Annotated in this window: 13 protein-coding genes and 1 tRNA gene; 9 read left to right on the forward strand and 5 right to left on the reverse strand. The window is 42.0% G+C overall.

All coding sequences use genetic code 11. The features are described 5' to 3' along the window. Positions 1-14: 14 nt before the first annotated feature. The 4 genes from AC1DP6_RS05085 to AC1DP6_RS05100 all read left to right on the forward strand — a co-directional run bounded on the left by AC1DP6_RS05085 (position 15) and on the right by AC1DP6_RS05100 (position 6256). Entirely contained in the window at positions 15-3179 is a 3165-nt protein-coding gene (locus tag AC1DP6_RS05085) for an efflux RND transporter permease subunit (protein WP_477053855.1), read from the forward strand. Positions 3180-3220: 41 nt separating this feature from the next. Next, positions 3221-4636 (forward strand): efflux transporter outer membrane subunit, encoded by a 1416-nt coding sequence (locus AC1DP6_RS05090; protein WP_477053856.1) that lies wholly within the window; start codon positions 3221-3223, stop codon positions 4634-4636. 319 nt (positions 4637-4955) lie between these two features. Then, positions 4956-5040 (forward strand) — tRNA-Ser (locus tag AC1DP6_RS05095). A 286-nt stretch (positions 5041-5326) separates the two neighbouring features. Further along, positions 5327-6256, forward strand: a complete 930-nt coding sequence (locus tag AC1DP6_RS05100) for an AraC family transcriptional regulator (protein ID WP_477053857.1) — start codon at positions 5327-5329, stop codon at positions 6254-6256. 32 nt (positions 6257-6288) lie between these two features. On the opposite strand, the gene AC1DP6_RS05105 is transcribed toward AC1DP6_RS05100, so the two are convergent. Next, entirely contained in the window at positions 6289-7317 is a 1029-nt protein-coding gene (locus tag AC1DP6_RS05105) for a glycosyltransferase family 2 protein (protein ID WP_477053858.1), read from the reverse strand. 687 nt (positions 7318-8004) lie between these two features. After that, entirely contained in the window at positions 8005-8748 is a 744-nt protein-coding gene (locus AC1DP6_RS05110; RefSeq protein WP_477053859.1) for a hypothetical protein, read from the reverse strand. A gap of 335 nt (positions 8749-9083) precedes the next feature. On the opposite strand from AC1DP6_RS05110, the gene AC1DP6_RS05115 reads away from it, so the two are divergent. Both AC1DP6_RS05115 and AC1DP6_RS05120 read left to right on the forward strand, forming a co-directional pair. Then, the gene (locus AC1DP6_RS05115; protein WP_477053860.1) at positions 9084-10961 is read left to right on the forward strand and encodes an ATP-binding protein; all 1878 of its coding nucleotides are present in this window, start codon (positions 9084-9086) and stop codon (positions 10959-10961) included. A gap of 270 nt (positions 10962-11231) precedes the next feature. Beyond that, positions 11232-11657 (forward strand): hypothetical protein, encoded by a 426-nt coding sequence (locus tag AC1DP6_RS05120; RefSeq protein WP_477053861.1) that lies wholly within the window; start codon positions 11232-11234, stop codon positions 11655-11657. Between the two features lie 150 nt (positions 11658-11807). Here AC1DP6_RS05120 and AC1DP6_RS05125 read toward each other — a convergent pair whose 3' ends face one another. Together AC1DP6_RS05125 and AC1DP6_RS05130 are read right to left on the reverse strand one after the other, a co-directional pair. Further along, complete coding sequence (locus AC1DP6_RS05125; protein ID WP_477053862.1) at positions 11808-12212, reverse strand: VOC family protein; 405 nt, start codon at positions 12210-12212, stop codon at positions 11808-11810. Between the two features lie 94 nt (positions 12213-12306). Beyond that, the gene (locus tag AC1DP6_RS05130; protein WP_477053863.1) at positions 12307-12786 is read right to left on the reverse strand and encodes an SRPBCC domain-containing protein; all 480 of its coding nucleotides are present in this window, start codon (positions 12784-12786) and stop codon (positions 12307-12309) included. Positions 12787-13694: 908 nt separating this feature from the next. On the opposite strand from AC1DP6_RS05130, the gene AC1DP6_RS05135 reads away from it, so the two are divergent. The 3 genes from AC1DP6_RS05135 to AC1DP6_RS05145 all read left to right on the forward strand — a co-directional run bounded on the left by AC1DP6_RS05135 (position 13695) and on the right by AC1DP6_RS05145 (position 15371). Further along, complete coding sequence (locus tag AC1DP6_RS05135; RefSeq protein ID WP_477053864.1) at positions 13695-14048, forward strand: hypothetical protein; 354 nt, start codon at positions 13695-13697, stop codon at positions 14046-14048. Positions 14049-14101: 53 nt separating this feature from the next. After that, positions 14102-14560, forward strand: a complete 459-nt coding sequence (locus AC1DP6_RS05140; protein WP_477053865.1) for a tetratricopeptide repeat protein — start codon at positions 14102-14104, stop codon at positions 14558-14560. A 109-nt stretch (positions 14561-14669) separates the two neighbouring features. After that, entirely contained in the window at positions 14670-15371 is a 702-nt protein-coding gene (locus tag AC1DP6_RS05145; RefSeq protein ID WP_477053866.1) for a hypothetical protein, read from the forward strand. 131 nt (positions 15372-15502) lie between these two features. Here AC1DP6_RS05145 and AC1DP6_RS05150 read toward each other — a convergent pair whose 3' ends face one another. After that, entirely contained in the window at positions 15503-16558 is a 1056-nt protein-coding gene (locus AC1DP6_RS05150; protein ID WP_477053867.1) for a phosphatidylinositol-specific phospholipase C1-like protein, read from the reverse strand. Positions 16559-16746: the final 188 nt, after the last annotated feature.

Below are 16746 nucleotides of genomic sequence, written 5' to 3' on the forward strand. Positions count from 1 at the left end.
CATAATTGTTATTTATGTTAAAACGATTTATTGAAAGGCCGGTGTTATCTACGGTTATTTCTATCATATTGGTTATACTGGGAGGGTTGTCTTTATTCTCCCTGCCTACGGCTTTATTTCCTGAGATTGCGCCGCCATCTGTACAGGTTATAGCCAATTACCCTGGCGCCAACGGGGAGGTGATAGCCCGTACAGTTGCTACCCCGATAGAAGAATCGGTAAATGGTGTGGAGAACATGACATACATGACCTCCAATTCCAACAACGATGGTAGCTACATCTTGACAGTTTATTTTAAACAAGGAACGGATCCTGATATTGCGGCGGTAAACGTACAAAACCGCGTATCTAWAGCTAATAGCCAGCTACCTCCCGAAGTATTACAAGCCGGGCTTTCTACACAGAAAGTACAGAGCAGCTTCCTGATGTTTGTGGCGTTATATAGTGAGGATAGCGTTAAGTATAACGAACTGTTCTTAAATAACTATGCAAGAATTAATATCATCCCTCAGTTACAACGTATAYCAGGGGTGGCACAGGTACAGCCATTTGGTTCAAAAGATTATTCGATGCGTATCTGGTTGAAACCCGACAGGCTTGTTGCTAATAATCTTTCTACAGCAGAAGTGATGAATGCGATCAAAGATCAGAACGTAGAAGCTGCACCAGGGCGTTTGGGACAAAGTAGTAAAGAATCTTTCGAGTATATTATTAAATACAAGGGAAAGTTAAATAAGCCTGAAGAGTATGAAAATATGGTGATTAAGGCAAACAACGATGGTTCTGTTCTTCGCCTTAAAGATTTGGCCAGGGTTGAACTTGGTGGCTATACTTATACTGCCTCGAATTTGCTTGATGGCAAGCCGGCTACTGGTTTTGGTATTGTGCAGACACCGGGCTCCAATGCCAATGAAATTCTTACCGAACTGGAACGACAGATTGGAGAGTTTGATAAGGCGTTACCCGGTGGTATGAAGTTTAAGATCATGTACAACTCGAAGGAATTTTTGGATGCATCTATCGACCAGGTAAAAGAAACACTGATCATTGCGTTCATTCTTGTGGCCATCGTGGTTTTCATTTTCCTGCAAGATGTGCGCTCTACATTGATCCCGGTCATTGCTGTTYCGGTTTCGATTATAGGTACCTTCTTCTTCTTACAATTATTCGGCTTTAGTATTAACCTGCTTACATTGTTCGCATTGGTACTGGCTATTGGTATTGTGGTGGATGATGCCATTGTGGTTGTAGAGGCCGTACACTCAACGATGGAACGTGAGCATTTACCGGCAAGAGAGGCAACCGTTAAAACGATGAATGAGATATCCGGTGCGATTGTTTCGATCACATTGGTAATGGCAGCAGTGTTTGTACCAGTGAGCTTTGTACAAGGTCCTGCAGGCGTATTCTATAAACAATTCGCCTTTACACTGGCCATTGCTATCGTTATTTCTGCGGTGAATGCATTAACGCTAAGTCCGGCGTTGTGTGCTTTATTCTTAAAGAACCAGCATATAGGCGAAGGTGGAAAGAAAAAAGGTTTTGGTGCCCGCTTCTTCGATGCGTTTAATACCGCTTTTAATGCAATGACGGCAAGATATATACGGAGCATCAAATTCCTGATGAAGAACAGATGGGTGGCCATTACCGGATTATTGCTTGTGGTGGTTGCAACAGTTTGGCTGATCAAAACAACACCTACCGGKTTTATTCCAGATGAGGATCAAGGGTTCGTAGTTGGTATTACCCAAACACCTCCCGGTAGTTCACTTAGCAGAACGGAGAATGCAACGAGCCAGATTAGTAAAATTGTGATGAAAGATGAGGGGGTGAGTGATGTATGGGCTGCAAATGGGATGAACTTCGTAACAAATGCGAACGCTTCCCCTAATGCTGCGGTATTTGTAAGGTTAAAAGATCGAAAGGAGAGAGGTGTTGTAAAAGACCCGACTGCAATTGCAGGTGGTTTGTTAGGCAAGTCAATGCAAGTACATGATGCCTTAACTTTTTTTGTTGGTTTTCCAACAATACAGGGTTTCGGTAATGTGAGCGGGGTAGAAATGATGTTACAGGACAGAACAAACGGATCGCTGGAGAAATTAGCAGGAACGGCATGGGGTTTTGTTGGTGCATTAAGTCAGCGGCCAGAAGTGGCAAGTGCGTTCACTACTTTTAATACGGGGAATCCACAATACACAATTGATATAGATGATATAAAAGTGAAACAATTGGGTGTATCTGTTGGTGATTTGTTGAGTACGCTGCAAACATATTATGGTAGTAGTTTCGTTTCAGACTTTAACCGTTTCGGGAAATATAGCCGCGTAATGGCGCAGGCCGACATTTCATACCGGATGGATAAAAGTTCGTTGGATGCTATTTATGTAAAGAACAACCTGGGTACGATGGTACCGGTAAGTACAGTGGCCAAATTCACACGTGTATATGGCCCGGAAACAGTTACACGAAACAACCTGTATACTGCTGTTACCATTAATGCTACCCCCAAACCAGGTTATAGTACCGGTGATGTAATTAAAGCCATTGGAGAAGTATCGAAAAAGGCATTGCCACAAGGATATGCCTATGAGTTTACGGGTATTACGAGGGAAGAGATAAGAGCGGGGAACCAAACTGCGTTCGTGTTTTTATTGAGTGTATTGTTCGTATTCTTCCTGCTGGCGGCACAGTATGAAAGCTATGTCCTGCCACTGGCAGTAATCCTCACTGTACCTACGGGTATATTAGGTGTGTATAGTTTCATTGGCTTTAGCGGCATAGAGGGCAATATCTACGTACAAATAGGTATGATCATGCTGATCGGATTATTGGCTAAAAATGCGATCCTGATTGTGGAATTTGCCCTACAACGGCGAAGGGCGGGGTATAAGCTTGTTGAGGCGGCTTTGGAAGCAGCACAGCTTCGTCTTCGTCCCATATTGATGACTTCCTTTGCCTTTATTGTTGGTATGATGCCATTAATCTTTACACAAGGTGCATCTGCCAAAGGAAATCATTCGATCGGCTGGAGTACTGTAGGTGGCATGTTTACCGGGGTGGTCCTGGGGGTATTCATCATACCTGTGCTGTTTGTAATTTTCCAGTTCCTGCAAGAGAAAATCAGCCGTAAGCCGATAGTGGAAGTAGAAGCAGAACATGCGGCAAAGCTGGTACACTAAAATATTAGCATTATCTATTATTAGAATCAGAAAAAAGACAAATGAAAACAAGATATAGCTCATTTTACTTTTTGTTGTTCTCCTTAGTTGTAGGGTTAGCAGCATGCCGGGTTGGCCGCAATTACGAGCGGCCCCCGGTGGCGCTTCCCCAGCAGTTCGGAAACGTTGCGCCTTCAGATAGCAGCATAGCAGAAATAGAATGGAAGAAGTTTTTTACAGATGCCACTTTGCAGCAGTTGATAGATAAAGCCATTACCGGCAACTATGATCTGCAGCTGGCCGTTAAAAAAGTGGAATCAGCGCAAGCCTATCTTAAACAGGCGAAAGTTGCCTGGTTGCCGGCTTTTAACGCCACCGCATCCGCAAGCACCAACTTTCCTTCCAAAAATAGCTTCAATGGTTTGAACCTCTCCGTGAATAACCTGGGAGATCATATCGAAGACTTTAACCTTGGAGTAGGGATGTCATGGGAAATCGATATCTGGGGCAAAATACGCCGTCAGAAAGAAGCCGCACTGGCTACTTACCTGCAGTCGTATGAAGGTGAACATGCCGTACAAACAGGACTGGTAGCAGCAGTAGCCAACAGCTATTTCAACCTGCTGATGCTGGACAACCAGTTAAGTATTGCGCGTAAAAACCTGCAACTCAGTGATACCATTGTAAAAATGATCCGTTTACAGAAAGCTGCAGGTGAAGTAACCGAGCTGGGTGTACAACAGGCCATTTCACAGCAACAGACCGCAGAACTGCTGGTACCACAACTGGAACAGGGTATTGCTATCCAGGAAAATGCGCTGCGTATTTTAACAGGTGAACTACCGTCAACGATTACACGTAGTAGTCAACTGAGTAATTTCCAGGTAGCGGATTCATTGCCAACAGGTATTCCTGCTACGATGATCAGTCGCCGCCCGGATGTACGTGCCAACGAAATGGGATTGGTAGCAGCTAATGCGCTGGTAGGTGCCGCGCAGGGTAATATGTACCCTACGTTGACTATTACCGGCAGTGGTGGTGTGAATGCCTTCAAAGCCAGCACCTGGTTTAATCTGCCTGCCTCTTTGTTTGGTACCGTAGCGGGTGGCTTAACACAACCTATTTTTCAGCGCCGTGCCTTAAAAACACAGTTGGAAGTAGCAAAAATACAGCGTGAACAGGCTGTGATCCAATTCAAACAATCTGCCTTGAATGCAGTAGGAGAGGTGAGCAATGCCCTGGTAAAGCTGGACAAAGTGAAAGTACAACAGGAAATTGCCCAACGGCAGGTAAATACATCACAGCTGGCAGTACAACAAGCCCAAATGTTGTTCCGCAGCGGCATGGCCAACTACCTGGAAGTCATTACTGCACAGGGACGTTCCCTGCAGGCAGAACTGGCGCAGGCAGACATCGACCGTCAGCGTTTAAGCGCAATGGTAGATTTGTACCGTTCCCTTGGTGGTGGCTGGAAATAAGCCATAACGATCATAACAATATTATCCCCCCGGGGATAGCTGGAAATAGTTACAATACTGCCTTTATGGTAGCTGGAATAAGTTACAACACTACCTTTTAACAGGTAGACGGAAATAGTAGGAATAATTAATGACGAATTACGGAGCAAAGCAAAGACCGACAGACGAATTTTTGAATCAATAAAAGAACAATAAACAGCGCTTTCGGTCCGTAGTTCGTCATTTGAAATTTATCAGCCCCGCCCTGGTGGCTGATTTAAAAATTTATTGCAAAAAATTTTTTTATTTTCAATTCCTTTTATACTTTTGCGTCCCACACGGAGAGTTGGCAGAGCGGTCGATTGCGGCAGTCTTGAAAACTGTTGACTGTAACAGGTCCCGGGGTTCGAATCCCTGACTCTCCGCAAAATAACATAGTTAAAAGGTGATTGAAGCCTGTAGATTTAATATCTGCAGGCTTTTTCGTTTTAAGGAAATACGTTAAAATACACACCCCTGAGTTCATCGTTTTAATTCGGCGAAATCGTGAGACTTTAACTGATTCCCTTCTCTTGTATTAGAGAAATCATTGACCTCTTTGTAACTTGGTCTTTGATGAATTTCTGGCCTGCATTGACGCCAGAAATTGGCCTTACTTCCTGTTTGTTAATACACTAGCTGAAAGTAAAAAGAACATAATCTGTAAGACACGTGCAAGGAAAATATAATTGCTACATAGAAAATATCAACAAGGTTGTAGATTATATAGATGAGAATTTGGAAAAATCTCTTTCACTGGAGGAGCTGGCGGCTGTCTCTAATTTCTCCAAATTCCATTTTCATAGAATATTCTTAGCCTGTATTGGCGAATCCCCATTTCATTTCATAATGAGACTTCGCTTAGAAAAATCGGCGTCGCTTATCATGTTGCAGCCGGGGAAGAAATTGATAGACATTGCTATTCAATGCGGGTTTTCAGATCTTTCAGTTTTTTCGCGGCACTTCAAAAAGCATTTCAAAACGCCCCCGTCTTCTTTTAGAAAAGTGAGTATTCAAAAAAGCAATATTAGTCAAACGAATAGCAGGAATCAACATATCAATGACAGCATTACCCCATACTTTTGTCCGGAGTCCAATACAATAAAATGGACAGGTAATATGGAAATTATTAAAAATGTTGAGGTGAAAAAGCTTCCAGCAATGACGGTTGCTTACATCAGAAACTTTGGTTCCTACACAGGGAATAATGAATCGTATCAAAAAAGCCGGGATGAACTATTTGCCTGGGCTGCGTCCAGAGAATTGATTAAAAATGATTTTAAGTATCTGATTCTCTATCACGATAACCCAAAAGTTGCGCTTAATGATAAACAAAGGATGACCTTGTGCATATCTATTCCTCCGGAAACTGAAACAAGCGGTATCATAGGAAAAATGAATATAGAAGAAGGGAGATATTTGATTTGTGAATTTGAGCTATCCTCAAAAGATTTTCCAAAAGCCTGGGATTGGATTTATGGTCAATGGTTTCCCAACAACAACTATATTCCTGACGATAAACCCTATTTTGAACTTTATACAGAGCAACCCAAGGGAGAACTCTTCAAAGTTAGCTTTTGCATTCCGGTAAAGGTGATATAACCTTACACAATTTTAAGACCGTCAAAGAAGTATTAATGTTGTCTTAAGAAGAGATTACGAAAAAAAGCCTGCTTGAATACTTTACGCAATTCCTTAAACGTAACAAATTGCCATTCAAATAATCTACTTTTAAAATATAGGGGAAGGATTCTTTTTTCTTTTTTATGTCTTAAATGTAAAAACCATTTTTTGTAGAGTATTTCATTGAATATATGAATGGAATAATTCCTGGATTTAGCATTACCCTGTTTTAATGCCTCAAAAACCTGTAGGAATTCTTTAGAGCTTCTGGATAAAAACCGATAAGAGAAGTAATCATGATGAATCCGGATTAAATTTTCATCTTTAGGAATGCCCAGGTTTGTATGGATGTTTTCGATGATACGGAGTTCTGCGTTGATTGCTTTCTCATTCTGAACCTTTGAAATGTTATTTCCGTGAAGGCGGTAGGCGACGAGGACCTCGTTAAGGTTGGCTACCGGATGATGTAAAGAGATGTTGTAAGAAAGATCATAATCCTCCACGGGGGAATAATCTCTGTATCCACCTGCCTCAAGCATGGCTGATCTTTTGATCATTAAGGATGAATTGATAAAGATATTGTGAAATACCAATTCGGGAGACATATTCTTATCTCCGGCCATCACATTTAAGTTGCCAATCTGTTTGCCAGATTCATCAATAGTGATGGCTTGTCCGCCACATATTGCGATTTCAGGATTCGAATTTAAAAAACTGGTTTGCGCTTTAAGACGATCAGGCATGGCTAAATCATCACAATCCAGAATGGCGATGTATTGTCCTTTTGCCTCTTCAATCCCACGGTTACGGGTGAAAGTAAGCCCTTTATTGCCGTCATTGTGAACTAAACGAATTCGGGGATCCGTAAATTTACGAACGATGTCAAGTGTACGATCCGTAGAGCCGTCATTAACAATTAATAGCTCAAAATCAGTAAAGCTTTGATTGAGGACACTTTCTATTGCCTTTTCAATATAAGCTTCACCGTTAAAGGCGGCCATAAAAACAGTAACTAAAGGTTTATTCACATATTTATCCATGTAGATGGTATTATTGAATTGGGTAGATCATTATGTACCCATTTTTTCGTCCGATAATAATTTTTTCAGGGTTTTCCTTTAACCAAACCCCGCCAGCTAAAGCTGCTGTTGGCGATGATGTTGTGTTTGCAGTTGCTCATCAATTGCATATCAATATAATGATCAACACCATGATTTCCTGTAATATGGATTTGTCTTAAATTTTTCTCCGTAGAGATCTACCTGTATAGCCATTTTTTTTTGCAGTATTTACTATGCTGATGCCAGCTTTACAATCGAAGATACTTTCATTTTTTATACCTGTACATTTTTTTTCTCATCTGTATCTTGATATTTTAGAAGGGATTTTATCTTCGTTGTTGCTTAATACACTTTTAAGATATCGTGCATTAGGAACACTCATCATTATAGTCAGCATTACCTCTTCATTATGTAGATTCCGTCCAGGCTATGCTTAGCACCCGCTTAGTACCTATAGAAGCAGTGCAGTAAAGGTGGACTTGATGCGGGGATGACGTTAGGATGTATAACCGGGATGAAATTGCATCAGCAAATGAATGGAGGTGAGGAGTGGCCATAGCAGGGCTGCTCCAGTGCCAGGCTGTAGCTGCGGAAAGAGATGTACTATTGAAAAGAAGCAGGTATAAAGGGATTATTCATCAAAATATCTCCGGGGGCAAGATCGCTTTATTCGAGTTGAATGACAGCTGGATATGCGTGTGGACAGGTAAATTTTGGAAGCAATATTATCCGCTTGGGGTAAGTACGTTTATGAGCGGATTTGGGTACCTGTGGTGCTGTCACCGCGATAATATCGGCGGCCATATATTGTCTGCTGCGCGATGGGCCGTCTTTGTACATCGCTCTTACCTGGAAAACTACTACCAGTGAACCCTGCCCGGGTACCTCCAGTGAAACATTTGTTTCCTGGAAAGTGGTATCCGGTTCTATCATTAGTGTAGCCGTTTCGCTACCTACCACCTGGCGTGATCTAAAATCGATGCGCGTTGCGATCACTTTTACTTCGAAGGCAGTAATACCTTTATACCCATCGATGGTTTGTGCGGGAATATTTAATATCCCGTTAGGGAGAAGCCGGGGACCCACCGGAAAGAAACGATCTACTCCGGTATGCTGATTGAAGCGGAAGCCTGTGATGGCCTCGTGATGATCGCCGGCAGCAATGAGCAGTTTGTTCAGCCGATTGATGTGGCCGCCATCACAATGGATATCCAGGTGGGGGTAGAAAGCATGCCGGATAAAAGCGCCTTTCCTGCTGGCGATGCCAAAGCGCCTGGATGCGCGGCGGGTAGCAGCCGTTTGCTGCACGCTTTCAGGCATGCTACGCAGGAAGTATTCGCCATTGCGCTTATACCCAATGAGATTCCCGAGTTTTCCCGTAAAGGGAATGATAGACATTTGTTTTGCCATGAGAGATTATTTTGATTATTATAAATATAACATAATTCTGGGACCGTGTTTTCGGGGCAGATTGAAGATTTGCTAAAAGGAGTGTATGGCGTATTGTATATTATTTAAAGATAGTGCAGTGGGGAGTTGAGAATGACAAATGCGAATGTATGGGCCTTTAGAGAATATTGAAAAAAAGATATTCCCCGTTTTCATTCAATTACCGTCATTGCTTTGGTACAAATGGAAAGATTTGTTTTGACAAGCCGGCCCAAAACTAAACATCCCTCCCGGGTTATACATTGTTTTTTTGAGTTATTCATTATATAAACTAATTTGTTGGAAACAATCTGCTATTGAAAATATTTGCCTGCCTTGTTTTGTTGTTGATGCTATCCTGTACTGTACACAGCCAGGACGAATTTGTACATTCTCTCAGGAAAGCGCTCCCCGCTATTACCGACAGTGTCCAATATGTGGATGTACTGAATAAATTAAGTATGCTATCCTATGAGCAGGATGCAGATACCACACTCATTTACGGGAATAGGGCCCGGGAAATAGCTTACAGAATCGATTATCCCAAGGGGGTAGCGGACGCCACCAATAATCTGGCTATATATTTTGACATAAAAGGGAGCAATGAGCTCGCCCTGCGCTACTATGGTGATGCCTATAAGCAATACGACGCCATCGGTGATTCTTCCAATCTGGTGCAAGTACTGATGAATATTGCGATGGTTTATAATACCAATGGCAATAGTGAGAAGGCGTTGAATCATTTTAGGAGAGCCATGGACCTTGGCGCCACACTAAGAAATGACTCCATCATGTCGCTCGTCATTTATAATTTCATTCTTCAATATCCGGAACAGTTTGCGGCTGACTCAGTAGACCAATACATCGATAAGGCAACCAGGATAGCTCAAAAATACCATGATATCCGCGTGCTGCTGGCAGTGGGGCAATTGCAGGCTAACAGATATCTTGAGAAGAGGGATACTGCAAATGGTATCCAGCTGCTACAGCGTGTACTGTCGGGAGGACTGCGTGAAAAACTATACTTTATGAGTCTGGATGTGCTGATAGAACTTGCGGATTTATATGCGGGTACTGATTCTGCTAAAGCCGTGAACTTCTACGAGCAGGCATTGGATATTACAAAAGCAAAAAAATACAGAAGTTATGAGTTAAATGTAGATAACAAGCTGTATCAGTTTTATATTACCAGGAAGAACGATCGAAAAGCTTATGAGTATAGTGCCGCACTGGTGGTTCTATACCGGGAAAAACAGGAAATAGACAACCAATCGGGCATTGATTATATTAGCTATGCACTGAAGAATCAGCAGCTTGAAATAATAAGGGAAGAGAAAATTTATGCCACCCGTTTATTGTGGCTGGTGGGCATTGCATGTATACTTGCAGGAATTATCATTTACTTGCTTTGGCAAAACAAAAGAAGAAAGGAGCGTGTTCATGCCAGATTAGAAGGACAATATAAACAACTGACCACCATTACAGCAGCACTTGAGGCCAGTAATAAGAACTACGCACGGCTTATAAGGGTGGTAGCGCATGACTTACGCAATCCGATAGGGGCGGTCAGCGCTTTTGCAGATATGATGCTGGATAGCCCGCCATCAACCTGGGAGAAGGAATGGATGGTGCTGATCGATCAGGCCAGTAAGGGATGTTTACAATTAATTACTGAGTTACTGGAAACAGATTACGATATCGGGAACCAACCGCTTGAGAAAGAAAAGATAGATGTCATTGCGTTGCTGGAGGAATCGGCAAAGTTATTGGCTTATCGCGCTGCGGAAAAAAAACAGACACTGATTCTTCCGAAAGCCAATGCTACTTTTATGCTGGCAGACAAAAGGAAGCTTTCCCGGGTTGTTGATAACCTGGTGGGAAATGCTATTAAATTCAGCCATGAAGGGGCAACGATTGAGATCATGGTAGCAGAAACATCCAAAGTATCTGAAAATAAACCAGGCGGTATTACCATATCGGTGCGTGACAATGGTATCGGTATTCCACCCGAAATGACGACCAGAATATTTGAACCATTTGAAAGTACTATTAAACGAAAGGGTACATCGGGGGAGCCTTCTTTTGGCCTGGGGCTCTATATCTGTCGGCAGATCGTTGAAGCGCATGGAGGACATATCTGGTTTGAAAGCCAGCCTGGACAAGGATCAACCTTTTATATTTCATTTCCGCAATAATTGTTGCAGGATGCTGTCATCCCAGAATCATCGTTATTTACCGAAATAATTTGAAATTGACGGCTGGCTGGCATTCAAATCCCAATATTGTAAAATAGGAGGAAGCAGTGTGAGTAAATGCTATTTATTAACGGAGAGTTAATTCATCCATATTTCCTGTGGCCCGGAACAAAGCTTATTTTACGATTAGTATAAAAACATCAGCATATGGCAATCTATGTTTGTTACCACTTTAATCATTTAAAAGAACGTTACTTTAAACCCAATTTTATGAAAAGAGTACTATTCTTAGCTGGATTTTTAGTTTGCTTTTTATTTTCATTTGCGGCGGGATCGCAATCGTTCAATATTCATACAAGGACCCCCGGGCCTATGGTAGTAACGGTATTTAATAACGAACTCCCCGGCACGTATTATCAAACAACCAATGTGATTTGGAGTCCGTCTGGCGGAACTTCGCCCAGTTTGAATACATATGATCTGGATTCGCCCAACTCGTATGTTATACAGGAGTTTGGCGGAGCAGTACAATCGTCCACTACCACTGGTGTTTCCTATTCCTATCCTGTTAACAGCCCGGTATGGAAACAAATTAATTTTACAGTGACAGGAGGAAATTATGTGGCAGTAGTACAGGTGCAGTTTGGTACTAACCACGAGGTGAGTGTAAGGGTGTTCTGGTCCACAGCGCACTAGTCTGACAATAAAACATAGATTGCCATCCTGATGTATTTACACCACCGTTACTTTCACACCTGTGTCTTCCATCCGTTTCGCCCATGCTCAGAGATACCGCCGTCGGTGATTTAATAATAACAGCATTGCTGGTCTGAGAAAAGCGAACCGCTACTTATCCAATGAGAAAAAGCCAATGGGATTGCCTTCGGTGTCAATACATACGCTGCAATAGCCGGGTGCATCCACCGGGAATTTGGATTTTAAAATTYTACCGCCGGCTTCTATTACTTTTTTTTCACTCGCAGTACAATCATCCGTAGGAAAATATACAATCGTGTTTACTGCTTTTTCATCTCCGGTTTTTGTGCCTTCCATTTCTATCAATGAGCCGCTAACAATGCTGCTGTCTTTGCCTGTAGCAAAGGTGGCAATTTTAAATTTTGGAATGCCTGGCCCGCCAGGTGTTTCCACCACGTTATTAATTTTTTCATTCAATACTTTCGTATAAAAGTCTCTGGCTCTGTAAATGTCTTTTACATAAATTTCAAACCAGCAAATGATGTTTTTTTTCATGACGGAGTATTTTTTAATTAGGAGTAGATGACGTAAGTAGAAGCTATTATATCTAAATATACAAAGTAGAAAAGTGTTTATCCTTTTCTGCCTGCTATTTTTCCTGAAGCAGCTCTTGTATGCGGTCGTGTGCCATATTTATTCCCTGGGCAAACGGCATTTTAAGTAGTTGATCCCTGATGTCAACAGATTTAAATACCATTTGCATCGTAAGTTTACTGGTGCTGTCTGTAAGTTTTTCAAATTCGATAAATTCCAATTGAACAGGAAAAGGGGCATTTTCCATTTCAAACGTCCGTGTAATTTTTTCGTTTGGGATAAAATCAAGAGTTACACCACTGGCGCCATAGATTTTGTTTCCTTTAAGGTCAATTGTTTCAAGCTGCCAGATACCGAATTTTTTATTTTCCTGTTTTATCACTTTGGTGGCGCCGTTTTTGTGCGACATCCAGTGTTCAATAATTTCAGGTTCGGCATGTGCTTTGAAAAGCAACTCCAATGGCAGATCAAATTCCCTTGTAATAATTAAATCCTGCTTGCCTTCTTCGGCATGGATTTTTGTTTTTTGTTCCATCTTTTTTATTTTTTTGATTTATAATTTTTCATTACGCTTTCTAATTTGTTAAAGATATCGTCCCACATTTTGCGGAATAGCTCGATAAAGTCAGGTGTGTCTTTCATTTTTTTGCATTAAGGTGATCATAAATTTCTCTGCCGTTTTGCACTTGTTTAAACAATTCACATTCGGTAAGTATTTGCAGATGTTTAGAAACGATGGGGCTTGCTGTGTCAAAGTTTGCCACTATAGCACCCGACCGTCATTGATTGAGAGGCAGCCAATAGCAGGATAGCCCTTCTGATGGGAGTTGCGATGGCCTGGAAAGCATCTCGTCTTATGTTTTTTATGTAGCTACTTGACTACGAATATAAGTGTAGTTATTTAACTACGCAAATTTTTTTTAGGTTTTAGCCGGTATGTATTTGTGCCAGTATGCTTATTTTATTTAGATGTATGATCGAATTTTAATTCCATTTGAGAACGGAACGAATCTGAGCTAATACTATTTCTTTCTGAAAATGACAGATTGATTTCGGAATATTTAGTTTAGAATGTTGTTATTAAGGATGCCCTGAACACTTTACAGGTTCAGTAAAATTCGCCCAGAGAAAGCTTTTTTGTCATGGCCGTATTCTTTTTATTATGTGATTCCTCAACCGGAAGTAACCCAAAGATGCCTCGTACACAAAAATATACACGACATTTTTGTGTGATTAAAATAGGGCTGTTTTTTGACCTGAAAGTGGGATTTGGGACAAGGGATATTTCGCGAAATAGTACTGTTCCGTCGTCAATTGGCCAATCGTTATTTAAGTTAAATTTGTTATCTTTAAGAAGCAGGCTTTATACTTACCAGATAGCTTTATTGTTGTTAATCATTGCGTTTGTAGCACAATTCCTGAAATTGATAAAAGTATATTTACATGACAACCTTTAACCAGCAGGGACAGAACGTTCGTAACCAGTATAACGCAGGTGGAGATATCCATTTTGGACAAATTCAAAGCACCGGTGACCTCTTGAAACATCTGCAACAACTATCTGTTTCTTTGAATGAGTTTATTGCTGAAGACAAGATAGACGCCGCAGTAGGCGCCAAAGCTCAAAAGGCCCTGGATAACGCCGTTAGTGAGGCGAGTCTGCCTGATGCGCATAAAGCCACCTTAACAGGTTACCTTATCGCCGCAAAGGATATACTTACCGGCATCACCGCAGCAGGAGGGTTGGTGCAAGGCCTTACACATCTGATACAGGCAGTAGGGGGGCTGTTCTTATGACAACTTTTAACCAGCAGAAACAAAAAGTGAAAAGCCAGGTAAACGTTGGGAATATGATTTTTAATGTGTACGCCATTCCCGACGTAATATTACTGCTTGAACGGGCAATAAAAGGTGTACAACAGCAACGATACAGAGATGCATTAAAAATACTTGATGAGGTATTGCAGGCCGATGACACCATTGCGGATGCTTTTTATTATCGCGCCCTTGCGAACCTGGATGGGAAGCGCCCAAAATTTGCTACCAAGTCGATTGCAGATAAAATTGACCCGGATCTTGCTGTAGCCATTTCACTCGACCCGACACAGGCACACTACTATTATTTAAGGGCTTTGGCGAAACATGATTTTTATATTGGTAACGGTTTTACATCGGATACAAGAGACATTCAGGCCCTGATAGACAGGGCTGCCACGTACCCCGTTGATATCCCCAAATGCAGGGAATTAATAGCCCACACCAACGCCGCGAACTCTGTTATTACAGCTATCCTGCTGGATAGACTATAAAGCGTTTATTCCACTACCCTCAATTAAATAACCAAATATGGATAGAAATTACAGAAGCGGAGAGCTGAGGAAATACTTCGCCAAGATTAAATTGAAAGTTCCAATTATCATGTTAGTACTAGGACTGCTGCTGGTACGGTACAGTTCTCCCCAAACAAAAAGTTTCATAGAATTAGGATGGATAGCGATGCTTGCAGGCGCGGCCTGGATAGCATTTATTATATACAGATATCGTACTGCGCCGTCAGATGAAACGGTAGATAGCTGGCTGGAGGAGGATATCTTGAACCTGGTAACTGCTTCCTATGCAAAACTGGGACTTGAAGAAGCACAAATCGTTAAGAAAGACCCGCTGAAGATATATGCACCGATTTACTGGGTAACCAGAGGAATTCCATCTGATGAAATATTGTACCGTAAAGGAAAAGACAAAGTACTTCGATTTGCTGTATACCGTGTGACCATCTTTTTGCTGGCGGATCATTTGCTGGCTTCCTATATCTGTGATTATAACTTCATCAGAAAGGTAGCCCTGAACGAAAAAACATATGAATATCATTACCAGGACATAGTATCTGTTACCACGGAAGAAACGTCTGGTTCTTATACACTGCCCGAGGGCAAACGGTATGTCCAGGCGCAGAAATTCAGGTTATCAGTGTCCAGTGGAGAAAGTATAGAGGTGGTGATTAACCCACATAGTATTGCAGACACGGTACGTGGTAAGCTGAAGCCTTCAGGTGCAGAAGAAGCAGTATTGGTTATCCGGACAATGCTTCGCACTAAGAAAGTCACACGTGACCAGCCCTGAATATTTGCCCGGCTTGACTAATGTGGTGTAGCTTCCCGTAAATTGAACCTTTTCAACGCTACAGACCACCATCCCCAACCCTAAAGCCACCGCCGGGCTTTTCAGCAGCGATTATTTCTACTACCTTTGGCTCACTTTATCCTTGAGTACGATCCATCCTCAAATTTTATCTGATAAGGGGAGTTAAAGAACCTGCTTGGTTTATAATAATCAGTTGTAATGATTTGTGCGCCGGATTTCAGCGCGTTATTAAAACGGGTATAATCATTAGCACGGGCTTCTTTGGTATCTGCATCGGCGCGTGTACGAATGATGTAGCCTTTGCTAACCAGGGAGGGTATTTCGGTGTCTTCAGGATCGTTTCTGAACATAGCTGCTGCTTCGGGTGTCCCTGGCTTTGCATTTGCAAATATTACCCTTCCTTTTAAAGAGGGATGGTCCTTTATGTACAGATCCCTTTTTTGACCGCTATCATCTAACATGAAGAAAAAATGGCCCCTGGCATCTTTGAGAGATGGCCAGTTCCCGCTTAATACTGCTGCTTCCAGCGTTTTATATTTGCCGCGTACGAGGTCCGGGGTAATGAGTTTGCTGTCGCCCAGAACGGATCTGATAACGGCATCCAGTTCATCAAATAATTCGGGGGTAAAGGCTTCCGGTATTGTACCGAAACGATTGGCTCCTCCATCTTTTGGTTCAAGCGTAATGAAAACCGGGATGTGACCGGGGTTTGCATCAGACCAGGCCCTCAACTCCTGTAAGTATTGCTTAAAAGTTGGTGTGGAGGTTCTGAAGTCGATATCGGGTATGTGAATCACTTTAAACCCGGGCTCTTTCATCAGGCCAGCGGTGTCATAAGGCTGATCCGGTGTAACCAGTTCTAATCCTTTAGGATGTGCGTATTTGCCGCCTTTACTGTCGGCATATACATCTACTTCGAGGTTTCTAAGGCCCAGATTTAACTGTTCCGTAATGGGGATATGTTCATATTGAAGTGCACTCAATTGGTTGGCGGAGTCCCTGGCCTTTATAAAGTTGTACAAAGCCGGTTCGATAGCGTTTTTATAACTGTTGTGTGACCCGATAACCTGTAAGGAATTGAGTTTTGGGTGCTCCTTCTGTGAATAGGCTTGCTGGGCGAGGCCTGTAAAAAGAAACACGGAAAGGACTGAAGTAAAAGGTCTCATAACTGCGCTGTTGATGAAAATGAATTACCTGAATGTAATAGTATACGGTTTTAATACCGGTGGGCAAGATAAGTCCGGATCCTCAGATCTTCCATTAAATAAGGTTAATAAAAGATTAAGGGGTTCACCCCGGGTCTTAAGAATACAGAACACCGATTGGCAGGCTATTCCATTACATCCATATAAAA

It is taken from the genome of Chitinophaga sp. 01L420 (genome assembly GCF_056399985.1).

Coding starts and splice junctions, on each gene's coding strand:
- AC1DP6_RS05090 (WP_477053856.1), top strand. CDS start 3,221: ATGAAAACAAGATATAGCTCATTTTACTTTTTGTTGTTCTCCTTAGTT.
- AC1DP6_RS05105 (WP_477053858.1), bottom strand. CDS start 7,317: ATGGATAAATATGTGAATAAACCTTTAGTTACTGTTTTTATGGCCGCC.
- AC1DP6_RS05110 (WP_477053859.1), bottom strand. CDS start 8,748: ATGGCAAAACAAATGTCTATCATTCCCTTTACGGGAAAACTCGGGAAT.
- AC1DP6_RS05120 (WP_477053861.1), top strand. CDS start 11,232: ATGAAAAGAGTACTATTCTTAGCTGGATTTTTAGTTTGCTTTTTATTT.
- AC1DP6_RS05130 (WP_477053863.1), bottom strand. CDS start 12,786: ATGGAACAAAAAACAAAAATCCATGCCGAAGAAGGCAAGCAGGATTTA.
- AC1DP6_RS05135 (WP_477053864.1), top strand. CDS start 13,695: ATGACAACCTTTAACCAGCAGGGACAGAACGTTCGTAACCAGTATAAC.
- AC1DP6_RS05140 (WP_477053865.1), top strand. CDS start 14,102: ATGATTTTTAATGTGTACGCCATTCCCGACGTAATATTACTGCTTGAA.
- AC1DP6_RS05145 (WP_477053866.1), top strand. CDS start 14,670: ATGTTAGTACTAGGACTGCTGCTGGTACGGTACAGTTCTCCCCAAACA.
- AC1DP6_RS05150 (WP_477053867.1), bottom strand. CDS start 16,558: ATGAGACCTTTTACTTCAGTCCTTTCCGTGTTTCTTTTTACAGGCCTC.